Origin of the sequence: Streptomyces sp. NPDC050422, from assembly GCF_044458665.1 — a bacterium.
Classification (GTDB): Bacteria; Actinomycetota; Actinomycetes; order Streptomycetales; family Streptomycetaceae; genus Streptomyces.
This window is the reverse complement of record NZ_JBITIE010000021.1, coordinates 83,385-101,441: the sequence shown is the minus strand read 5'-3', so window position 1 is coordinate 101,441 and position 18,057 is coordinate 83,385. Positions and strand designations below refer to the sequence as shown.

Here is an 18,057-nt window from a genome sequence, read left to right as displayed (position 1 = left end):
GCATGCTGTACGGAGCACGGGCCGCACCCTCACGCAGCGCCGGACACCGAAGGACACTCCATGGCATCGTCACCCCACATCGGCTCGCAGGTCCAGGACTTCACGCTGGCGGGAGGCGTCCTGGACGGGGACACCTTCGAGCGCCGCGACTACACGCTCTCCGCCGCGCGCGGCCGGGCCGTGGTCCTCGCGTTCTACCCGGGCGACAACACGGCCGTGTGCACCAAGCAGCTCTGCTCGTACTCCTCGGGCATGGAGACCTTCGAAGGGCTCGACGCGGAGGTCTGGGGAATCAGTCCGCAGGACGTGGACAGCCACGAGGCGTTCGCCCGCGGCCATGGGCTGCGCATGCCACTGCTGGCGGACCCGGGCCGTGCCACGGCCCGTGCGTTCGGGGTGGCGGCGCCCGGTATCGGGGTGCGGCGGGCGGTGTTCCTGATCGACGCCGCCGGGGTGCTCCGCTGGAAGCACGTGGCGCTGCTCGGGGCCACGTTCCAGTCGCTGGACACGCTGGCGGAGCAGCTGTCCGGCATCGGTAACAGCTAGAACACTGCCGGGATACGGCAGTGTCGGCGGCCAGGGATGTATGGGACCATCCAGCCAGTTCGACGGAAAATGTTCGGGGAAGCATTCGGGGGATTCCGAAGCCGGGAGGGGTGATCACGTGACCTTGTTTCTCGGTCTCGGTATTGCGGGAGTCGTACTCCTCGCTCTGTCGCTGGTCTTCGACGGGATCCTCGAAGGGCTCTTCGGGGGCGTGCTGGACGGTCTCTTCAGCGGTCTGCTCTCCCTTCCCGTGATCGCCGGATTCCTCTCGATGCTCGGGTTCGGCGGCGCCATCGTGCTCGGCACGACCGGCGTCGGCGCGATCGCCGCCACCGCCGCCGGAGCGCTCGCGGGGCTGGTCGCGGCCTGGCTGACCTGGAAGTTCAGCCGGGCCCTGATGCGCGATCAGACCCATGCCACACCGCGCGACGAGGACCTCGTCGGTACGTCGGGGTCCGTGGTCACGGCCATCCCGGCCGACGGCTATGGGGAGGTGCTGCTGCGACTCGGGGGCCAGCCCGTGAAGCTCTCGGCGAAGAGCCCGGTGCCGGTCGCACGCGGCACCGAGATCTGGGTCGAGGCCACGCTCTCGACCACCTCGGTCGCGGTCCGCCCCGTCGAACGCTGAGCCGGCACGCCGCCGGTACGCCACCGCTCGCCACGCAACTGCCGTCCCCGTCGGGAGGCAGAGGGGGACACCCTTATGAGTCCAGTCCTGATCGCCATCGTCGGAGTCGTCGTACTCCTCTTCCTGCTCGCCCTCGCCGTCATCACCCGCTACAAGGTCGCGGGCCCCAGCCAGGCGTTCATCATCACCGGCCGCCGCGGCAAGAAGTCCGTGGACCCGGTGACCGGGCGGGCCAGCATCGACAACAGCGGCCAGAAGGTCGTCGTCGGCGGCGGCGTCTTCGTCGTGCCGTTCGTCCAGCAGAAGTTCACCCTTGACCTCTCCAGCCGGCACATCCCGATCGCCGTGCGCGGGGCCGTCACCCTGCGCGGGGTCAAGTCCCACCTCGAAGGCGTCGCGATCGTCAAGGTCGGCGGCAGCGAGGACGCCATCCGGGCCGCCGCCCAGCGCTTCCTCCAGCAGCAGGACGGCATCGTCGGCTTCACCCAGGAAGTGCTCTCCGGTGCGCTGCGCGCCATCGTCGGCCGGATGTCGGTCGAGGACATCATCCGTGACCGGGCCGCGTTCGCGGGCCAGGTGGCGGAGGAGGCCGAGGCCAGCCTGTCCGGGCAGGGCCTGATCCTGGACGCCTTCCAGATCCAGGACATCACCACCGAGGGCTCCTACCTGGAGGACCTCGGCCGCCCCGAGGCCGCCCGCGCCAAGCAGGAGGCGGACATCGCCGAGGCGATCGCCCGGCGGGCCTCGGAGCAGGCCCGGCTGAAGGCGGCCGAGGAGATCGCCATCGCCGAGCGGACGTTCTACCTGAAGCAGGCCGAGATCAAGGCCGAGACGGAAGCGGCCGCCGCGAAGGCGAACGCCGCGGGTCCGCTCGCCGAGGCCGCGCGTCAGCAGGAGGTCCTCCAGGAGCAGGAGAAGGTCGCCGAGCGCCAGGCCGCGCTGACCGACCGCGAGCTCGACACCAAGGTCCGCAAGCCCGCGGACGCCGCGCGCTACCAGGCCGAGCAGGAGGCGGAGGCCCGCCGCATCGCCCAGGTCAAGGAGGCCGAGGCGGACGCCGAGCGCTCGCGTCTGACCGGTCAGGGTGAGAAGCTGCACCGCTCCGCACTCGCCGACGCCGTACGCATCGAGGGTGAGTCCGAGGCCGCCGCCATCGCCGCCCGGGGCTCCGCCGAGGCCGAGGCCATGCAGAAGAAGGCGGACGCCTTCGCGCAGTACGGCGACGCGGCCGTCCTCCAGATGCTCGTCGAGGTGCTCCCGCAGGTCGTCGCCAAGGCGGCCGAGCCGCTGAGCGCGATCGACAAGCTGACCGTCATCTCCACGGACGGCGCCAGCCAGCTGTCGCGCACGGTCACGGACAACGTCGCCCAGGGCATGGAGCTCCTCAGCTCCACCACGGGGGTCGACCTCGCCGCGCTGCTGCGCAACCTCAAGGGCGCGAACGCGAAGCCGGAGGTCCCCGCCCAGCAGGAGACCGTCGCGCCGGACGGAAAGATCGAGATCAGCGACTGATCAGGGCGCCCCGCCCTCACGTGCCCGGCCGGTTCCGCATCACCGGCCGGGCACCTGTGTGTGCGGGCCCGGAACCGGCCCAAAGGCGGCGGGGGCCTCCGGATAGGGTAATGCGGAGCTAAAGAGAACTAAAGAGATCACCAAGTACGTCAGAGACGCACACCGCGCTCCTCGGGAGGAAGCCATGGGAACCCACCGCACCACACTGCCCGGAGTCGGCGTGCAGTACGACTACACCACCGAGTCGGGACAGCACATCTCCGTCGTCGTCCACCACGACGGGCGCCGGTTCATCGGCTTCTACGACCAGGACGATCCCGATTCCTGCAAACTCTCCGTACCCCTGACTCCACAGGAGGCCACCGGGCTCGCCCACCTCATCGACGCGGCGCCGATCGACGCCGTGCGGACCGAGGGCATCGACCTCGTCACCGAGCACATCCCGCTCGGGACGCGTTCCCCGTACGGCGGCCGGCTGCTCGGGGACACCCGGGCGCGGACCCGGACCGGGGCCTCGATCGTGGCGGTGCTGCGGACCCACAGCGCGCATCCGTCACCCGGGCCGGACTTCCGGCTCGCCATCGGGGACACGCTCGTCGCCGTCGGTACGAGGGAGGGCGTCGACACGCTCTCCGAGATCATTGCGGAGGGCTGACCGTGCATGACACGACCGCACTGCTGGTGGAGCTCGGCTCCGTCATCCTGGGACTGGGCATCATCGGCCGGTTCGCCGGGCGCGTAGGACTCTCGCCCATCCCGCTGTACCTGCTGGCCGGGCTCGCCTTCGGAGAGGGCGGGCTGCTGCCGCTGGGGGCGAGCGAGGAGTTCACCGCCGTGGGCGCCGAGATCGGCGTCATCCTGCTGCTGCTCCTGCTGGGCCTCGAATACAGCGCCTCCGAACTCGTCACCAGTCTCAAGACCCAGTACCCGTCCGGCGCCGTGGACTTCGTGCTCAACGCGACCCCGGGCGCCGTCGCGGCCCTGCTGCTCGGCTGGGGGCCGGTGGGCGCCGTGGCCCTGGCCGGGGTCACCTGGATCTCCTCGTCCGGAGTGATCGCCAAGGTCCTCGCGGACCTGGGACGGCTCGGCAACCGGGAGACACCCGTCATCCTCGGGGTGCTGGTCATCGAGGACCTGTCGATGGCCGTCTATCTTCCGCTCCTCACGGCGATGCTCGCGGGCGTCGGCTTCGCCGGGGGCAGCATCGCGCTGCTCGTCGCGCTCGGCACCGTCGGGTTCGTGCTCTACCTCGCGTTGCGCCACGGCCGGCTGATCAGCCGGGCCGTGTCCTCCGACAATCCGGAGATGCTGCTGCTCGTCGTGCTCGGGCTGACCGTCCTGGTCGCCGGCGTGGCCCAGCAGTTGCAGGTGTCGGCGGCCGTCGGCGCGTTCCTCGTCGGCATCGCGCTCTCGGGTGAGGTCGCGGAGGGCGCCCGCAAGCTGCTGACCCCGCTGCGGGATCTGTTCGCCGCCGTGTTCTTCGTGTTCTTCGGGCTCTCCACCAATCCCGCGGAGATCCCGCCGGTGCTGCTGCCGGCCGCGCTGCTGGCCGTCGTCACCGTCTTCACCAAGATCGCCACCGGCTGGTACGCGGCCCGGCGGGCCGGCATCGGATCGCGCGGACGCTGGCGGGCCGGCGGCACGCTCGTCGCCCGCGGCGAGTTCTCCATCGTCATCGCCGGTCTGGCCGTGGCGACCGAGCCCCGGATCGGGCCCATCGCCACCGCGTACGTCCTCATCCTCGTCATCGTCGGCCCGCTCACCGCACGTTGGACCCAGCCGGCGGTCGAGCTGATCCGGAAGTGGCGCGGCAAGGACGACGGCCCGGCCGGTACGCCCGGCACGGTTCCCGCCACGCGGGTGACCGCCCCGAAGGAGGAGCCGGAGCTGGCCGCGTCCGCGGACACTGCCTAAGAGGTCTCCTCGGGGGCGGGGAGGTCGGGCGCCCAGCCCAGGGGGTAGGCGTCCGAGCCGCCCCCTGGCACGGCCGGCTCGCCGCCCGCCGCGGTGAACGCCGTCAGCGCCTCGATCAGCGCGGTGCACTGCTCCGGTGCGAGACGCTCGACGATGGTGGCGACCTCCCGGCGGCGGGCGGACGTCACGTCCTCCACCAGCCGGAACCCCTCGGGGGTCACGCGCAGCGAGGTCTCCCGGCGGTTGGCCGGGTTGACCTGCCGTTCCGCCAGACCGGCGGCGATCAGCCGGTCCACCATGCGCATCGCGGTCGACGGGTTCACCCCGAGCCGCTCGGCGAGCGAGACCAGCTTGGCGTCCCCGTGCGTGGCGAGCACCACGAGCAGCCGGAACTGGGGCAGCGTCACCCGGTCCTCGACCGTCGCCAGCGAACGGGCGGACACGGCCACCAGCAGGCGTGACGCCGTGAGCACCGCGCGCGTCACCGCGTCGACGTCGTCCCTGCCCGGGGCGGACGGTCGTTCCTCGGAGGACTGTTCGTGCGCGGCCATGCCTCTTTGTACCGTGCGCGACGGCCGTACTCGAATCCGGACGTGCCACCGTAGCCCGCCGGGCGCCGGTCAGACCCGCCGGGAGCCGGTCCGACCCCGCGGGCACCGGCCAGACCCCGCGGGCGCCGGCCAGACCCCGCGGGCGCCGGTCAGACCTTGCGGGCGCCGGTCAGACCTTGCGGGCGCCGGTCAGACCTTGCGGGTGATCAGGTGGATCTCCCGGAACTGCCGCCGGTCGGCCGGCTGGGGCTCGCGCACCATCCGGGCCACCTCGCCCAGCCCGACCGTGCGCAGCAGCCCGGCGAGGTGATCGGGCCACCACCGGTAGGCCGGTGCGACCGCGTGGTCGAAGACCTGTGTCGGGTGCGAGGCGTCCTCACTCGCGGAGAAGCCGATCAGGAGATGGCCGCCGGGCGCCAGCACACGGTGGAACTCCGCCAGGACGACAGGCAGTTCCGGCGGGGGTGTGTGGATGACGGACCACCGTGAGAGGACGCCGTCCAGCGCGCCGTCGGCGATGTCCAGCGCCGCCATGGAGCCCGTGTCGAACCGCAGGGCCGGGTGGGCCCGGCGGGCCGACTCGATCATCGCGGAGGACGCGTCGATCCCGGACACGGAAAGGCCCAGCGAGTCCAGAAGCGCGGTGACATGGCCCGGCCCGCATCCCAGATCGGCGACGGGGCCGTCCCCGTTCTCCCGTACGAGCTCGGCGAAGGCGCTCAGCATCGCGCGGTCCAGGGGCCGGCCCCGCAGCTCGTCGCTGAACAGCTGGGCGTAGGTGTGCGCGGCGGCGTCATAGGCCTCGCGGGTGACACTGAGGGCATCGTGTTCGACCATGCCCGCGAGGGTAGTTCCCGGCGTGGAGGCGAGGCCCGCACATCACCGGCTTCCCTCCCGGGCGGGGTCCCGAGGCCGAAACAGTGTCGAACCGGTACCGAATCCTCGGCACAAGACATGACACCCACCTTTGGACTGTGCAACGTTTGCACAGTGACGCCTCAACCCGCACCTCCGCCCGAACCGCACCGCCCGGCGCTGCCGACCGGACCGCGGCGTACCGCCGCCCGGCTGCCCGTCCATATGTTCCGCGCGGGGCTCGGACCCCTGTTCCGGGGGCGCCTGCTGCTCCTCGTCCACACCGGGCGCACCACGGGTCTTGCCCGGCAGACGGTGATCGAGGTCGTCGAGGGCGCGGCCGCGGACGGGCCGCGCAGCTGGACGGTCGCCTCCGGCTTCGGGCCCGGCGCCGACTGGTACCGCAACCTGCTCCGTACGCCGCACGCCACCGTGCAGGTCGGGCGCAGGTTCCACGCCGTGACGGCGCACGTCCTGCCGGCCGAGGAGGGCGGCGAGCTGATGGCGCGGTACGCGCCCCGCCACCCCCGGACCGCCCGCCGGCTCTGCGCCTTCATGGGGTTCACGGTCGACGGCGGCGCGGAGGACTACCGACGGGTCGGCGAGTCGATCCCGTTCGTCCGGCTGGTGGAGAGCGCCGGGCCCGCCCGGAGCGGTCGTTGACCTCCGGCCGCCGGGGGCGTCAGGCCCGCGCCGTTTCCGGCTCCTCCACCAGGTGGGGCCGGGGTGCGCCCCGGCGGTAGAGGAGCACCGTGACCAGCAGGCCGACGGCGAAGAAGCCCGCCGACCACCAGTACGCGGTGGAGTAGCTCTCCAGCTGGGCCTGGGCGACGGCGGCCGGGGTCGGCCTGCGGCCCACGAGGTAGTTCGTGGCAGCACTGGTGGCCAGCGTGTTGAGCAGCGCCGTACCGATGGAACCGCCTACCTGCTGGCTGGTGTTGACCATCGCCGAGGCCACCCCGGCATCCCGTGCCCCGACCCCGGCGGTGGCCAGGTTCATCGCCGTGGCGAAGACCATGCCCAGCCCGAGACCCAGGCAGATCAGCGGCGGCAGCACATGGGCGAGGTAGCTGCTGCTCAGGTTCAGCGTGGTCAGCCACATCATGGCGGCGGCCGCGATGCCCATGCCGAGCGGCACGATCGGCTTGGCCCCGAACCTCGGCACCAGCGTGTTCGTCGTCGTCACGGACGTCACGATCATGACGGCGACCATCGGCAGGAAGGCCAGACCGGTGGAGACCGGTGAGTAGAACAGGCTCTTCTGCAGGTAGTACGTGAGGAACAGGAACACGCCGAACATGCCGGCGCCGGAGATGAACATCGCGAGGAACGACGCCGCGCGGTCCCGGTCCAGCACCACCCGCATCGGCAGCAGCGGGTGTTCCGCCCGGGTCTGCCACCACGCGAAGGCGGCCAGGAGCATCGCACCGGCCAGCAGGAACCCCCAGGTCTGCACCGAACTCCACGGATGGGTCTCGGCGTTGGAGAAGCCGAACACGATGCAGAAGAGCCCGGAGGAGACCAGCACGGTCCCCGGGATGTCGAGCTTCGGGCGGTTCGCGGGCGCGCCCGCGGTGAGCAGGCGCCAGCCGCCGACGAAGGCGACGAAGGCGAACAGCAGGTTCACGTAGAGGCACCAGCGCCAGTTCAGGTACTCGGTGAGCACCCCGCCGAGCAGCAGGCCCACCGCACCGCCCGCTCCCGCGATGGCGCCGTAGATCCCGAACGCCTTCGCCCGCTCCTTGGGCACGGTGAACGTCGTGGTGAGCAGCGAGAGCGCGGCCGGGGCGAGGAGTGCGCCGAACATGCCCTGCAGCGCGCGGGCCAGCACCAGGATCTCGAAGCTCGGGGCGGCGCCTCCGATGGCCGAGGCGACCGCGAAGCCGACCAGTCCGATCAGGAACACCACCCGGCGGCCGACCAGGTCGGCGATGCGCCCACCGAGCAGCAGCAGCGAGCCGAAGGCGAGGGCGTACGCCGTCACGATCCACTGGCGGTTCCCGTCGGTGAAGCCGAGGTCCTGCTGGGCGGAGGGCAGCGCGATGTTCACGATCGTCGCGTCGAGGACCACCATCAGCTGGGCCAGCCCGATCACGCCGAGCACCCACCATCGGTGGGAGGGCCCGCGTTCCTGGCCGGGTGCGGCGCGGGACGCCGGCTCGGTGGCCACCTGTCTCGGCTGTCCGTCCTCGGCCGGTTCCCCTTGCTGGCGTGCATGACGGGCCATGGTGCGGTTCTCCCTCGCGGCACACGACACCGGAATCCCCCGAGTGATCACGCTAGGCGGAGGTCGGCATCCCCGCATGTGGGGGAGGGCCGCCGACGGGAGATGCTGCCGGAACCCGGCAGCGGAGAGGGCGGCGGGACGGGACCCGGCAGCATCTGCCCGGCAGTCCGGGCTCAGACCTCCTTGGCCGGCCAGTCCAGCAGCCGGGCCCCGATCACCGCGGTCTGCAGGGTGTAGCGGTGCATCGGGTCGGACGGGTCGGAGCCGGTCAGCTGGTGGATCCGCTCCAGCCGGTACGTCAGCGCCCGGACGCTCAGGGCGAGGCGCCGGGCCGTCTCGGCGGCGACACAGCCCGCGTCGAAGTACACGGACAGCGTCTTCAGCAGCGGCTCCGCGCCACCCCGCGCCTGCTGGAGCGGGCCGAGCTCGCTGCGCACCAGATCGGCCATCGCCTGCCGGTCCCGGGTCAGCACGGGGTAGACCAGCAGGTCCGCGGCGAACAGCACGGGGTCGTCCAGGCCCATCCGGTCCGCCAGATCGAGCGCGTCCAGCGCTTCGTCGTACGACTGGACCACCCCGCCGGGCCCCCGGTGCGCGCGGCCGATCGCCACCCGGCCGCCGTCCGTCGCCGCGTGCGCCTGCTTGGCGAAGTACCGCAGGACGTCGGGCTGGCTGCCGGGCGCGATGCAGATCAGCCGGCCGTCCTTCGTGGTGAGGAGGATCTTGCGGCCGCTGAACCGGGCCAGCAGCGCCGATTCCACCTGCCGCGGTACGACGTCGGTCTCGGTGTACGCCTCCGGGCCCGACGCCACCGCGACGGCGTGGGCGCGGGAGAGCCGCAGGCCGAACCGGGTGGCACGCTCGGCGAGCCGGCCCAGGTCGCTGCGCCCGTACAGCAGGTCGTCGATGAACTCCCGGCGGGCCGCCTCCTCCCGCCGGACGGTGAGCCGCTGGGCCCGCTCGAAACCCTCGGCGAACGCGTCGACCGTCTGCTCCACCGCCGCCAGCACGCTCTCGGTGGACGCGGCGGTGGCAGCCGCCGTCGCCCCGGGGACGGCGGCCGGCCAGGTGGCGCGGGTCTCGGCCAGATGCATCCGGACCAGCGCGCGCAACTGGTGCCCGGCCTCGGCGGCCTGCCTGCCGAGGGCGCGGCGGGTGTCGAGTTCCTCCCGGGTGAGCCGACGGCCGGAGACGGCGGCCTCGCCCAGGATCTGGGCGTAGCCCTCCAGAAAGCTGTCGGGAATCACCGGTTCCGCCACGTGCCCGCCTCCACTCCTGATGAGTCACTGATATTTACACAACGCATACGCGCGCATGCCGGTGCCCGGCATCGAGCACGGAGAAAGATTGCCGGATTCCGGCAATGCGGCTGACCGGCTGTAGATGACACGATCCTGTCAGCACCAACCGGGGGACCACGGGGGAAACACGGGGGTGCAGGGGGACGGGGGAAGGCCCGGCTGCCGCGGTGCCGTTGGGACGGCGCCGCGGCTCCGGGGTCACCACCGGGCCCCGCCCGGACGCCGGCAGGACAGTCGGCGCAGGCAGGGGGGTGGACCGATGCAGGAGTTTCTGACCGCAGCGCTGTCCTTTCCGGCCATGCTCTTCTCCGCGGCCCTGGTCGTCGTCATCGCCTTCTGGCTGCTGGTGCTGGCCGGTGCGGCCGACCACCACTCCTTCGACGCGGACCTCGACACCGATCTCGCCGGGATCGGCGGCGTGCCCGTCAGCATCTCGGTCTCCGTGATGGTGGCCGTCGGCTGGTTCACGGCCCTGACCGGTTCGGTCCTGCTGCACCGCAGCGGCACCGCCGGTACCGCCCGGGCCGCGCTCGCCTTCGGCGTCCTCGCCGGCGCGCTGCTGGCCGCCTGGGCCGTGGTGCGGCTGCTGGTGCACCACTTCCGCCGCTTCTTCGCCGACCAGCCTCCTCCATCGCGCCAGGACTTCCTGGGCCGGGTCTGCACGATCCGCACGGGTTCGGTCGGTACGGACTTCGGCCAGGCCGAGGTCGCCGCGGCCGACGGATCCACCGCGATCGTGCAGGTGCGCCAGCTGCAGCCGGGCGACGCGGAGTTCGTGGCGGGCAGTTCGGGTCTGCTGTACGCGTACGACGACGCGGGTGAGTTCTTCTGGGTCTCCCCGTACGACCGTGCGCTCGACCCGGGACCGCCACCGGCCCTGCCGCTTCCGCGCCGCCGTACGCCGCCAGGCCGCACCGCCTGATCCGGCGCGCGCCCGCCGCGTCCCCACCACACGCCGCACCGGCCCGCGCCGCGCTGCCCGGGCCGCACACACCTCCCCTTTCTTGTTCCGTACCACCAGCCGCTTTCTTGTTCCGTACCACCAGCCGCCAAGGACTGTCATGGAAGCCATCTCCTTGGGCCTCGGCCTGATCGTCGCCGTGGTCCTGCTCATCGCGATCGCCCTGCTCCTGATCGTCACCCGGCTCTTCCGCAAGGTGGAGCAGGGCAAAGCCCTGATCATCTCCAAGACCAAGAAGGTCGACGTGACCTTCACCGGTGCCGTCGTCCTGCCGGTGCTCCACAAGGCCGAGTCCATGGACATCTCGGTGAAGACGATCGAGATCCGGCGGACCGGGCGCGAGGGTCTGATCTGCCAGGACAACATCCGCGCCGACATCCACATCACCTTCTTCGTCCGGGTCAACAAGACCGTCGAGGACGTCATCAAGGTCGCCCAGGCCATCGGTACGCAGCGGGCCAGCGACAAGGTGGAGATCCAGGAGTTCTTCGCCGCGAAGTTCTCCGAGGCGCTCAAGACCGTCGGCAAGCAGCTGGACTTCGTCGACCTGTACACCAAGCGCGAGGAGTTCCGTGACCGGATCATCCGCGTCATCGGCACCGACCTCAACGGCTACCACCTCGACGACGCGGCGATCGACTTCCTCGAGCAGACCCCGATGGTGCAGCTGGACGGCGCCAACATCCTTGACGCGCAGGGCATTCGGAAGATCACCGAGCTGACCGCGATCGAGCACGTACGGACCAACGAGTTCCAGCGCACCGAGCAGAAGGAGATCACCCGGCAGGACGTCGACGCCCGGGAGACCATCCTGGAGCTGGAGCGCCGGCAGGCCGAGGCCGAGATCAAGCAGCGCCGCGAGGTGGAGACACTGCGGGCCCGCGAGGAGGCCGTGACCGCCCGGGTCCAGGAGGAGGAACGCCTGGGCGCGCAGGCCGCGTTCATCAAGACCGAGGAGCAGCTCGGCATCCAGCGGGAGAACCAGGCCCGGGAGATCGCCGTCGCGCAGAAGAACCGCGAGCGGGTCATCGCCGTGGAGAACGAGCGGATCGAGAAGGACCGCATGATCGAGGTCATCGGTCGCGAACGGCAGACCGAACTCAACCGCATCGCCGCGACGAAGGAGGTCGAGGCGGAGCGCCGCGAGGTCGCCGACGTGATCCGCGAGCGCATCGCGGTGGACCGTACGGTCGCCGAGCAGGAGGAGTCCATCAAGACCCTGCGCTCGGTCGAGGAGTCCGAGCGCACCCGCAAGTCCGTCATCATCGCCGCGGAGGCGGAGGCGCAGGAGCTGCTCGTCAAGGACATCAAGGCGGCGGAGGCCGCCGAGGCCGCGGCCACCCACCGGGCCGCCGAGCAGCTGACGCTCGCGGAGGCCCGGCTGAAGACCGCGGACCTGGACGCGCGGGCGAAACTGCGGATGGCCGAAGGGGTCCAGGCGGAGTCGGCGGCGCCCGGACTCGCGGACGTGCAGGTGCGGGACGCGGCAGCCGAGGTCATCGAGAAGACGGGCCTGGCCGAGGCCGAGGCGACGTCCGCCCGGCTCCGGGCCGAGGCGGAGGGCTCCCGGCTCAAGGCGCTCGCGGCGGCCGAGGGCACGCAGGCCCAGGCGACGGCCGACGCGGCCATGATCGGCGAGAAGCTGAAGGCCGAGGCGGCGGGGCTCACGGACAAGGCGGCCGCGATGGCGGCGCTCGACGACGCGTCGCGCGGGCACGAGGAGTACCGGCTGCGGCTGGCCGCGGAGAAGGAGATCCGGCTCGCGGGCCTGGAGGTCCAGCGCCAGGTGGCAGAGGCGCAGGCGACGGTGCTGGCCACGGGTCTGGAGAACGCCGACATCGACATCGTCGGCGGAGATTCGGTCTTCTTCGACCGGCTGGTCTCGTCCATCTCCATGGGCAAGAGCCTCGACGGGTTCGTGGAGAACTCCGACACGGCGAAGGCGCTCGGCGGGGCGTGGCTGAACGGCACGTCGTCGTTCACGGACGACCTGACGCGGGTGCTGGGGTCCGTGTCGTCGGGTGACGTACAGAACCTGACGGTGTCGGCGCTGCTGATGCGGATGATGGCCGCGCCGGGGGGCGGTGTGGGTGCGGACCAGGTCCGCCAGCTCCTGGACCACGCGCGGTCCCTGGGCCTGGCGGACGCGCCGGTCGCGGCTGCCGCCGCGGTGCCCCGGAACGGGTCGCCGGTGACGTAGCGGGGGCCCTTGCCCCCCTTTGTCCTCAAACGCCGGACGGGCTGAAATGGACCGGCCCCTGCCACCGCAGGCGCCCCGGGGCACCGTCCGTCCTCAAACGCCGGACGGGCTGGGGGTGCCCGGCCGGGCGGGCAGATCCAGCCCGTCCGGCGTTTTGAGGACGGACGTCCACGGAGTCCGACCCGGCCCCCGGCAAACGCCCGCACACCAAGCCCGTCCGGCGCTTGAGGACAAGCCCGGGCCACGCCCGAACCCGAGCCAAGTCAAGCCCGTCCGGCGTCTGAGGACACCGGGCCATGCCCAACCCGAGGCCCGAACCAAGCCCGTCCGGCGATCGAGGACACCGCCGGCCGCCGGCCACCCACCCCGCCCCGTAAGGAGCCGCATGGACACCGCCACCCCGCCGCCCCCGGACGGCCCCGAGGACGGGGTCTACGACGTGCTGCGGCGGCGGCTCCGCACCCAGGCCGCCGACCTCACCCGCCGCGCCGAAGCGCTCAACGCGCGCCGGACCGAGGAGTTCGGCTCCACCGGACTGCGACTGCTCGGCAGCGAGCAGGTCCGGACGGCGCAGCCGTCCACCCCCCGCGACCTCGTCGCGATCGGCGGACACCTCCTGTTCGGCTTCGAGCGCGGCCCCGGCCGGACGGAAGAGCCCGCCGTCGACGACGTACTCGCGCTGTACGACGCCCAGTTGGCGCCCGCCACCGATCCCCTCCTCGCCGACGCCCCCTTCGTACGCGAGTTCCGCGGCCTGCACCGCTACTACCGCGACGCCCGCCTCCTGCGGCTGCGCCGGACCGACGGACGGCTCCTCGCCGTGTTCCGTACCGGCGAGAACGCCGAGGACATCCGCGTCCTGCGCTGGGCACTGAACGCCGACGGGTCGCCCGGCACGTTCCTCGACGCCCGCGGCGAGCGCGACCACGTGTTCCCGCCGTCGCACGACTTCACCTGGACCGCCGCGGGCCGCGAGGCGCACATCGCCGGCCGGCACCCGCACATCGCCATCGGCGCGAGCGGCGAGCGGGCCGCCCCGCTCTTCGTCTCCACGCTCGGCGGCCACCTCACGATCAAGACCGTCGACGACACGGAGACCCCCGACGGGATCTACCGCGAGCCGGTCACCGAACCCCTCCAGTCGCTCGCCGACGCCGAGGTCGAGTACGCGGAGTCCGGCCCGCTCGTGCTGCTGCGCGTCCGGCCGTACAAGGAGGAGGCGTGGCGCCACCTCGTCCTCAACCGGCTCCTCGGCACCGTGCAGCGGCTGGACGGGATCGGCCCCTCCTGCCACCGGCTCCCCGAGGACCAGGGGATCATCTTCCCCGGCGGCTACTACCTGACCTCCGGCACCGCCAAGACCTTCGACATCGCCCATCCGCTCACCGATCCCGTCTTCGAGGGCGCCGTGCGCTCCCCCAATGGCGAGGACGTCCTGTACACGTTCCGTTCACGGGAGGACGGGCGCAGCCTGCTGCTCCCGTACAACGTGATCCGCCAGGAGGTCGCCACCCCGCTCCAGGGCCGTGGACACGCGTTGCTCGACGACGGCACGCTCGTCCTCCTGCGCGACCCGGTGGAGGGCCCGGACGGCGGTCCGACCCGTGTTCACCCGGTGCGGCGCTGGCAGACGCCGTATGTCTCCGACACCTACGCCGCCTCCCGCCCGGCCGGCACCGGCCCGCTCGCCCGGGTCGGCAACGCCGATCTCGTGCGCGGCATCTCCGACTGCCTCGCGCTCGCGCACAGCGCCGACGGGACCACCCCGACGGCCGCCGTCTACGCGCAGCTGGTGGCCGACTGCTCGCGCGCCACCGACCGGTACCACTGGCTGGACGACGGCGAACTGGGCGCCCTCGGAGTGCCGTTGGCGGACCTGCGGGACACCGCGCAGCAGGTGGTGGGCGAGTTCGGGGCCGTGCTGGAGCAGACCCGGCGGGCCGCCGACGCCCTCACCGAGACGGCGGACCGGATCACCGCACTCGTCCGGCGGGTCCGCGGCGAGGCGCCCCGGACCGCCGCCGAATGGGTCGACCGGCTGACCGAACTGCGCTCCGCTCACGGCCACTTGGCGACCCTCACCGAGATGCGGTACGCGGACACCGAGCGGATCGCCGAACTCTCCGCCGCCACCGCCGGTGACATCACCGCGGCGGGCCGTCGCGCGGTCGCGTTCCTGTCGGGGGACGACGCGTTCGCCGGCTACCACGAGGACGTCGCCCGGCTCACCGAGCAGGCCGCGGGCCTCACCACCGTCACCGACGCCACCGCCCTCGGCGAGCGACTGGCGGGGATGACGGACGGGCTGGGCACGGTGACGGACGTCGTCGCCGGGCTGGACATCGGTGACGGCGTGGTCCGTACGTCGATCCTGGAGCGGATCGCGGAGGTCCTCGGTGGGGTGAACCGGGCCCGCGCCACGCTCGACGCCCGCCGGCGCGCGCTGCTCGACCAGGAGGGGCGGGCCGAGTTCGCCGCCGAGTTCGCCCTGCTGGGGCAGGCCGTCACGGCCGCGCTGGCCGCCGCGGACACCCCGGACTCCTGCGACGACCAGCTCGCACGGCTGCTGCTCCAGCTGGAGAACCTGGAGGCCCGGTTCGCCGAGTTCGACGACTTCCTGGCCGCGCTGGGCGAACGTCGGACAGAGGTGTACGAGGCGTTTTCGGCCCGCAGGCAGACGCTTCAGGACGCTCTCGCCCGCCGCACCGAACGCCTCGCGGCCTCCGCCGCCCGGGTGCTGGAGACCGTCGCGCGCCGCAGTACCGCGCTGCCCGACGCGGACGCCGTCCACACCTACTTCGCCTCCGACCCGATGGTCGCCAAGGTCCGTCGCACCGCCGAGGAGCTGCGCGGACTCGGTGACACGGTCAGGGCCGAGGAGCTCGACGGGCAGCTGCTGGCCGCCCGCCAGGAGGCCGGCCGGGCCCTGCGCGACCGCAGCGAGCTGTACGCGGACGGCGGGGCGACCATCCGGCTGGGCCGGCACCGGTTCGCGGTGAACACCCGGCCGTTCGAGCTGACGCTGGTGCCGCAGGAGGACGGGCTCGCGTTCGCCGTCACCGGAACCGACTACCGGGCGCCGGTCACCGACCCGGACTTCGCCGCCACCCGCAGGTACTGGGACCAGCTGCTGCCCTCCGAATCCCCGTCCGTCTACCGGGGCGAGCACCTGGCGGCCCGGCTCCTGGCCGAGCACGGCGCGGACCGGCTGGCCTCCCTGGAGGACGGTGAACTGGCCTCCCTCGTACGGGACTCGGCTGCCACCGCGTACGACGAGGGGTACCAGCGCGGAGTGCACGACGAGGACGCCACCGCGATCCTGTCCGCCCTGCTGCGACTGCACGCGACCGCTGGGCTGCTGCGCTGCCCGCCGGCCGTGCGCGCCGCCGCCCAGCTCTTCTGGGCGTACGGCACGGACGATGCCCGCCGGACGTCCTGGACGCGCCGGGCCCGTTCGCTGGCGCGCGCCCGCGAGACGTTCGGTCTCACGCCGGCCGTCACCGCGCTCCAGGAGGAGTGGGCAGCCGTCATCGCGGGGGACGGCTCCCGGGCCGTCGCCGCGTACCTCTTCGAAGAGCTGACCAGCGGCCCGGAGGGCTTCGTCACGGGCGCACCCGTCCGCACGTTCCTGGACAAGTTCCGTCGTACGACCGGCACTTCGGCGTACGACGAGGACCTCGCCGCCCTCGCGGACGATCTGCCTGCCCGGCGCCAGCTCGTCGAGGGCTGGCTCACCTCGTACGCCCGGGCGAGCGGCACGGACCTGGACGCGGGCGACCTCGCGGAGGCCGTCGCCGTCGAACTCTGCCCCGAGCCGGCCCTGGCCCGCTACGAGGGCGACGCCCCGCTCACCGTGACGGTGGAGGGCCTCCTGGGCGTCCACCCGCGCATCGCACGGGGCCGGATGACCGTCCGGATCGACGAACTCCTCTCCCGTACCGAGGAGTTCCGCACCGACGCCGTCCCCGGCTTCCGCGCCTACCAGCGCCGGCGCACCTCCCTGGTCGCCGCCGAACGCTCCCGGCTGCGGCTGGACGACCACCGGCCGCGGGTCATGTCCGCGTTCGTACGCAACCGGCTGCTCGACGAGGTGTACCTGCCGCTGATCGGCGACAGCCTCGCCAAGCAGCTCGGCACCGCCGACGCCGACCGGCGCACGGACTCCCAGGGCCTGCTGCTGCTCGTGTCGCCGCCCGGCTACGGCAAGACGACGCTCATGGAGTACGTCGCCGACCGGCTCGGCCTGGTCCTCGTCAAGGTCAGCGGGCCGAACCTCGGCCACGACGTGACCTCGCTGGACCCCGCGCAGGCCCGCAGCGCGACCGCGCGCCAGGAGATCGAGAAGATCAACTTCGCACTGGAGGCGGGCAACAACACCCTGCTCCACATCGACGACATCCAGCACACCTCGCCCGAGCTGCTCCAGAAGTTCATCCCGCTCTGCGACGCCACCCGCAGGATCGAGGGCGTGCGGGACGGCGAGCCGCGCAGTTACGACCTGCGGGGCAAGCGGTTCGCGGTGTGCATGACCGGCAACCCGTACACCGAGTCCGGAGAGCGGTTCCGGATCCCCGACATGCTCGCCAACCGGGCCGACGTCTGGAACCTGGGCGAGGTGCTGAGCGGCCGCGAGGACGCCTTCGCGCTGAGCTTCGTCGAGAACGCGCTGACCGCCAACCCGGTGCTGGCTCCGCTCGCCGGCCGGTCCCGCGAGGACCTCGCACTCCTGCTGCGGCTCGCCTCCGGCACCGACGCGACCGCCCGCGCGGACCGGCTCCAGCACCCCTACGCACCGGCCGAGGTGGACCGGATCACCGCCGTGCTCCGCCATCTGCTGCACGCCCGTGACACCGTCCTCGCCGTCAACGCCGCGTACATCGCCTCGGCCGCGCAGACGGACGCGACGCGCACCGAACCGCCGTTCCGGCTGCAGGGCTCGTACCGCAACATGAACCGCATCGCGGAGCGCATCGTGCCCGTGATGAACGACGCCGAGCTGTCCGCCGTCATCGACGACCACTACACGGGCGAGGCCCAGACGCTCACCAGCGGCGCCGAGGCGGCCCTGCTGAAACTCGCCGCCCTGCGGGGGACGCTCGGCCCCGAACAGGCCGCGCGCTGGTCCGCCGTCACCGCCTCGTACGTACGCACCCAGGCACTCGGCGGCCCCGACGGCGATCCCCTGACCCGGGCGGTGGCCGCACTCGGCCTGCTCGCGGACCGGATCGCGGCCGTCGAGACGGCGATCAGCCGGGCCGCCGACCCGCGCCACCTGCTCGCCCGGCCGCCGTCCGGGGCGCACTCCGGGACACCCTCCGAAACACGCCCTGAAACACACTCCGGGACACACGAGGACCGCTGA

General features: G+C 72.4%; 13 protein-coding genes. 9 read left to right on the top strand and 4 right to left on the bottom strand.

Annotation, left to right across the window (positions count from 1 at the left end; genetic code table 11):
* The first annotated feature begins 60 nt into the window (after positions 1 to 60).
* From ACIBJG_RS30290 to ACIBJG_RS30270, 5 genes are all read left to right on the top strand, one after another.
* Positions 61 to 546 (top strand): peroxiredoxin, encoded by a 486-nt coding sequence (locus ACIBJG_RS30290; protein ID WP_399312272.1) that lies wholly within the window; start codon positions 61 to 63, stop codon positions 544 to 546.
* 118 nt (positions 547 to 664) lie between these two features.
* On the top strand, positions 665 to 1,174 hold the full coding sequence (locus ACIBJG_RS30285; protein ID WP_399312270.1) for a hypothetical protein: 510 nt from the start codon (positions 665 to 667) through the stop codon (positions 1,172 to 1,174).
* A gap of 75 nt (positions 1,175 to 1,249) precedes the next feature.
* Positions 1,250 to 2,686: a flotillin family protein gene (locus tag ACIBJG_RS30280; RefSeq protein WP_399312269.1), complete on the top strand. Its 1,437-nt coding sequence runs from the start codon at positions 1,250 to 1,252 to the stop codon at positions 2,684 to 2,686.
* 184 nt (positions 2,687 to 2,870) lie between these two features.
* Positions 2,871 to 3,341, top strand: coding sequence for a TrkA C-terminal domain-containing protein (locus ACIBJG_RS30275; RefSeq protein WP_326737269.1), 471 nt, complete (start codon positions 2,871 to 2,873; stop codon positions 3,339 to 3,341).
* 2 nt (positions 3,342 to 3,343) lie between these two features.
* Positions 3,344 to 4,600, top strand: a complete 1,257-nt coding sequence (locus ACIBJG_RS30270) for a cation:proton antiporter (RefSeq protein ID WP_399312267.1) — start codon at positions 3,344 to 3,346, stop codon at positions 4,598 to 4,600.
* Here the strand turns inward: ACIBJG_RS30270 and ACIBJG_RS30265 are convergent.
* Together ACIBJG_RS30265 and ACIBJG_RS30260 are read right to left on the bottom strand one after the other, a co-directional pair.
* Positions 4,597 to 5,151, bottom strand: a complete 555-nt coding sequence (locus ACIBJG_RS30265) for a MarR family winged helix-turn-helix transcriptional regulator (RefSeq protein ID WP_399312265.1) — start codon at positions 5,149 to 5,151, stop codon at positions 4,597 to 4,599. The two genes, ACIBJG_RS30270 and ACIBJG_RS30265, sit on opposite strands and share 4 nt — an antisense overlap.
* A 189-nt stretch (positions 5,152 to 5,340) precedes the next feature.
* Complete coding sequence (locus ACIBJG_RS30260; RefSeq protein WP_399312264.1) at positions 5,341 to 5,988, bottom strand: class I SAM-dependent methyltransferase; 648 nt, start codon at positions 5,986 to 5,988, stop codon at positions 5,341 to 5,343.
* A gap of 153 nt (positions 5,989 to 6,141) precedes the next feature.
* Here ACIBJG_RS30260 and ACIBJG_RS30255 point away from each other — a divergent pair, with 153 nt between their 5' ends.
* The gene (locus tag ACIBJG_RS30255) at positions 6,142 to 6,669 is read left to right on the top strand and encodes a nitroreductase family deazaflavin-dependent oxidoreductase (RefSeq protein ID WP_399312262.1); all 528 of its coding nucleotides are present in this window, start codon (positions 6,142 to 6,144) and stop codon (positions 6,667 to 6,669) included.
* A 19-nt stretch (positions 6,670 to 6,688) separates the two neighbouring features.
* On the opposite strand, the gene ACIBJG_RS30250 is transcribed toward ACIBJG_RS30255, so the two are convergent.
* The gene (locus ACIBJG_RS30250; RefSeq protein WP_399312260.1) at positions 6,689 to 8,233 is read right to left on the bottom strand and encodes an MFS transporter; all 1,545 of its coding nucleotides are present in this window, start codon (positions 8,231 to 8,233) and stop codon (positions 6,689 to 6,691) included.
* A 173-nt stretch (positions 8,234 to 8,406) separates the two neighbouring features.
* Positions 8,407 to 9,492 (bottom strand): PucR family transcriptional regulator, encoded by a 1,086-nt coding sequence (locus ACIBJG_RS30245; RefSeq protein WP_399312258.1) that lies wholly within the window; start codon positions 9,490 to 9,492, stop codon positions 8,407 to 8,409.
* Between the two features lie 301 nt (positions 9,493 to 9,793).
* On the opposite strand from ACIBJG_RS30245, the gene ACIBJG_RS30240 reads away from it, so the two are divergent.
* The 3 genes from ACIBJG_RS30240 (at position 9,794) to ACIBJG_RS30230 (ending at position 18,057) form a co-directional block, all read left to right on the top strand.
* Entirely contained in the window at positions 9,794 to 10,456 is a 663-nt protein-coding gene (locus ACIBJG_RS30240) for a hypothetical protein (protein WP_399312256.1), read from the top strand.
* 139 nt (positions 10,457 to 10,595) lie between these two features.
* Entirely contained in the window at positions 10,596 to 12,695 is a 2,100-nt protein-coding gene (locus ACIBJG_RS30235; RefSeq protein ID WP_399312254.1) for a flotillin family protein, read from the top strand.
* 385 nt (positions 12,696 to 13,080) lie between these two features.
* Complete coding sequence (locus ACIBJG_RS30230; RefSeq protein ID WP_399312253.1) at positions 13,081 to 18,057, top strand: DNA repair ATPase; 4,977 nt, start codon at positions 13,081 to 13,083, stop codon at positions 18,055 to 18,057.

Coding starts and splice junctions, on each gene's coding strand:
- ACIBJG_RS30290 (WP_399312272.1), top strand. CDS start 61: ATGGCATCGTCACCCCACATCGGCTCGCAGGTCCAGGACTTCACGCTG.
- ACIBJG_RS30280 (WP_399312269.1), top strand. CDS start 1,250: ATGAGTCCAGTCCTGATCGCCATCGTCGGAGTCGTCGTACTCCTCTTC.
- ACIBJG_RS30275 (WP_326737269.1), top strand. CDS start 2,871: ATGGGAACCCACCGCACCACACTGCCCGGAGTCGGCGTGCAGTACGAC.
- ACIBJG_RS30265 (WP_399312265.1), bottom strand. CDS start 5,151: ATGGCCGCGCACGAACAGTCCTCCGAGGAACGACCGTCCGCCCCGGGC.
- ACIBJG_RS30260 (WP_399312264.1), bottom strand. CDS start 5,988: ATGGTCGAACACGATGCCCTCAGTGTCACCCGCGAGGCCTATGACGCC.
- ACIBJG_RS30250 (WP_399312260.1), bottom strand. CDS start 8,233: ATGGCCCGTCATGCACGCCAGCAAGGGGAACCGGCCGAGGACGGACAG.
- ACIBJG_RS30240 (WP_399312256.1), top strand. CDS start 9,794: ATGCAGGAGTTTCTGACCGCAGCGCTGTCCTTTCCGGCCATGCTCTTC.
- ACIBJG_RS30235 (WP_399312254.1), top strand. CDS start 10,596: ATGGAAGCCATCTCCTTGGGCCTCGGCCTGATCGTCGCCGTGGTCCTG.
- ACIBJG_RS30230 (WP_399312253.1), top strand. CDS start 13,081: ATGGACACCGCCACCCCGCCGCCCCCGGACGGCCCCGAGGACGGGGTC.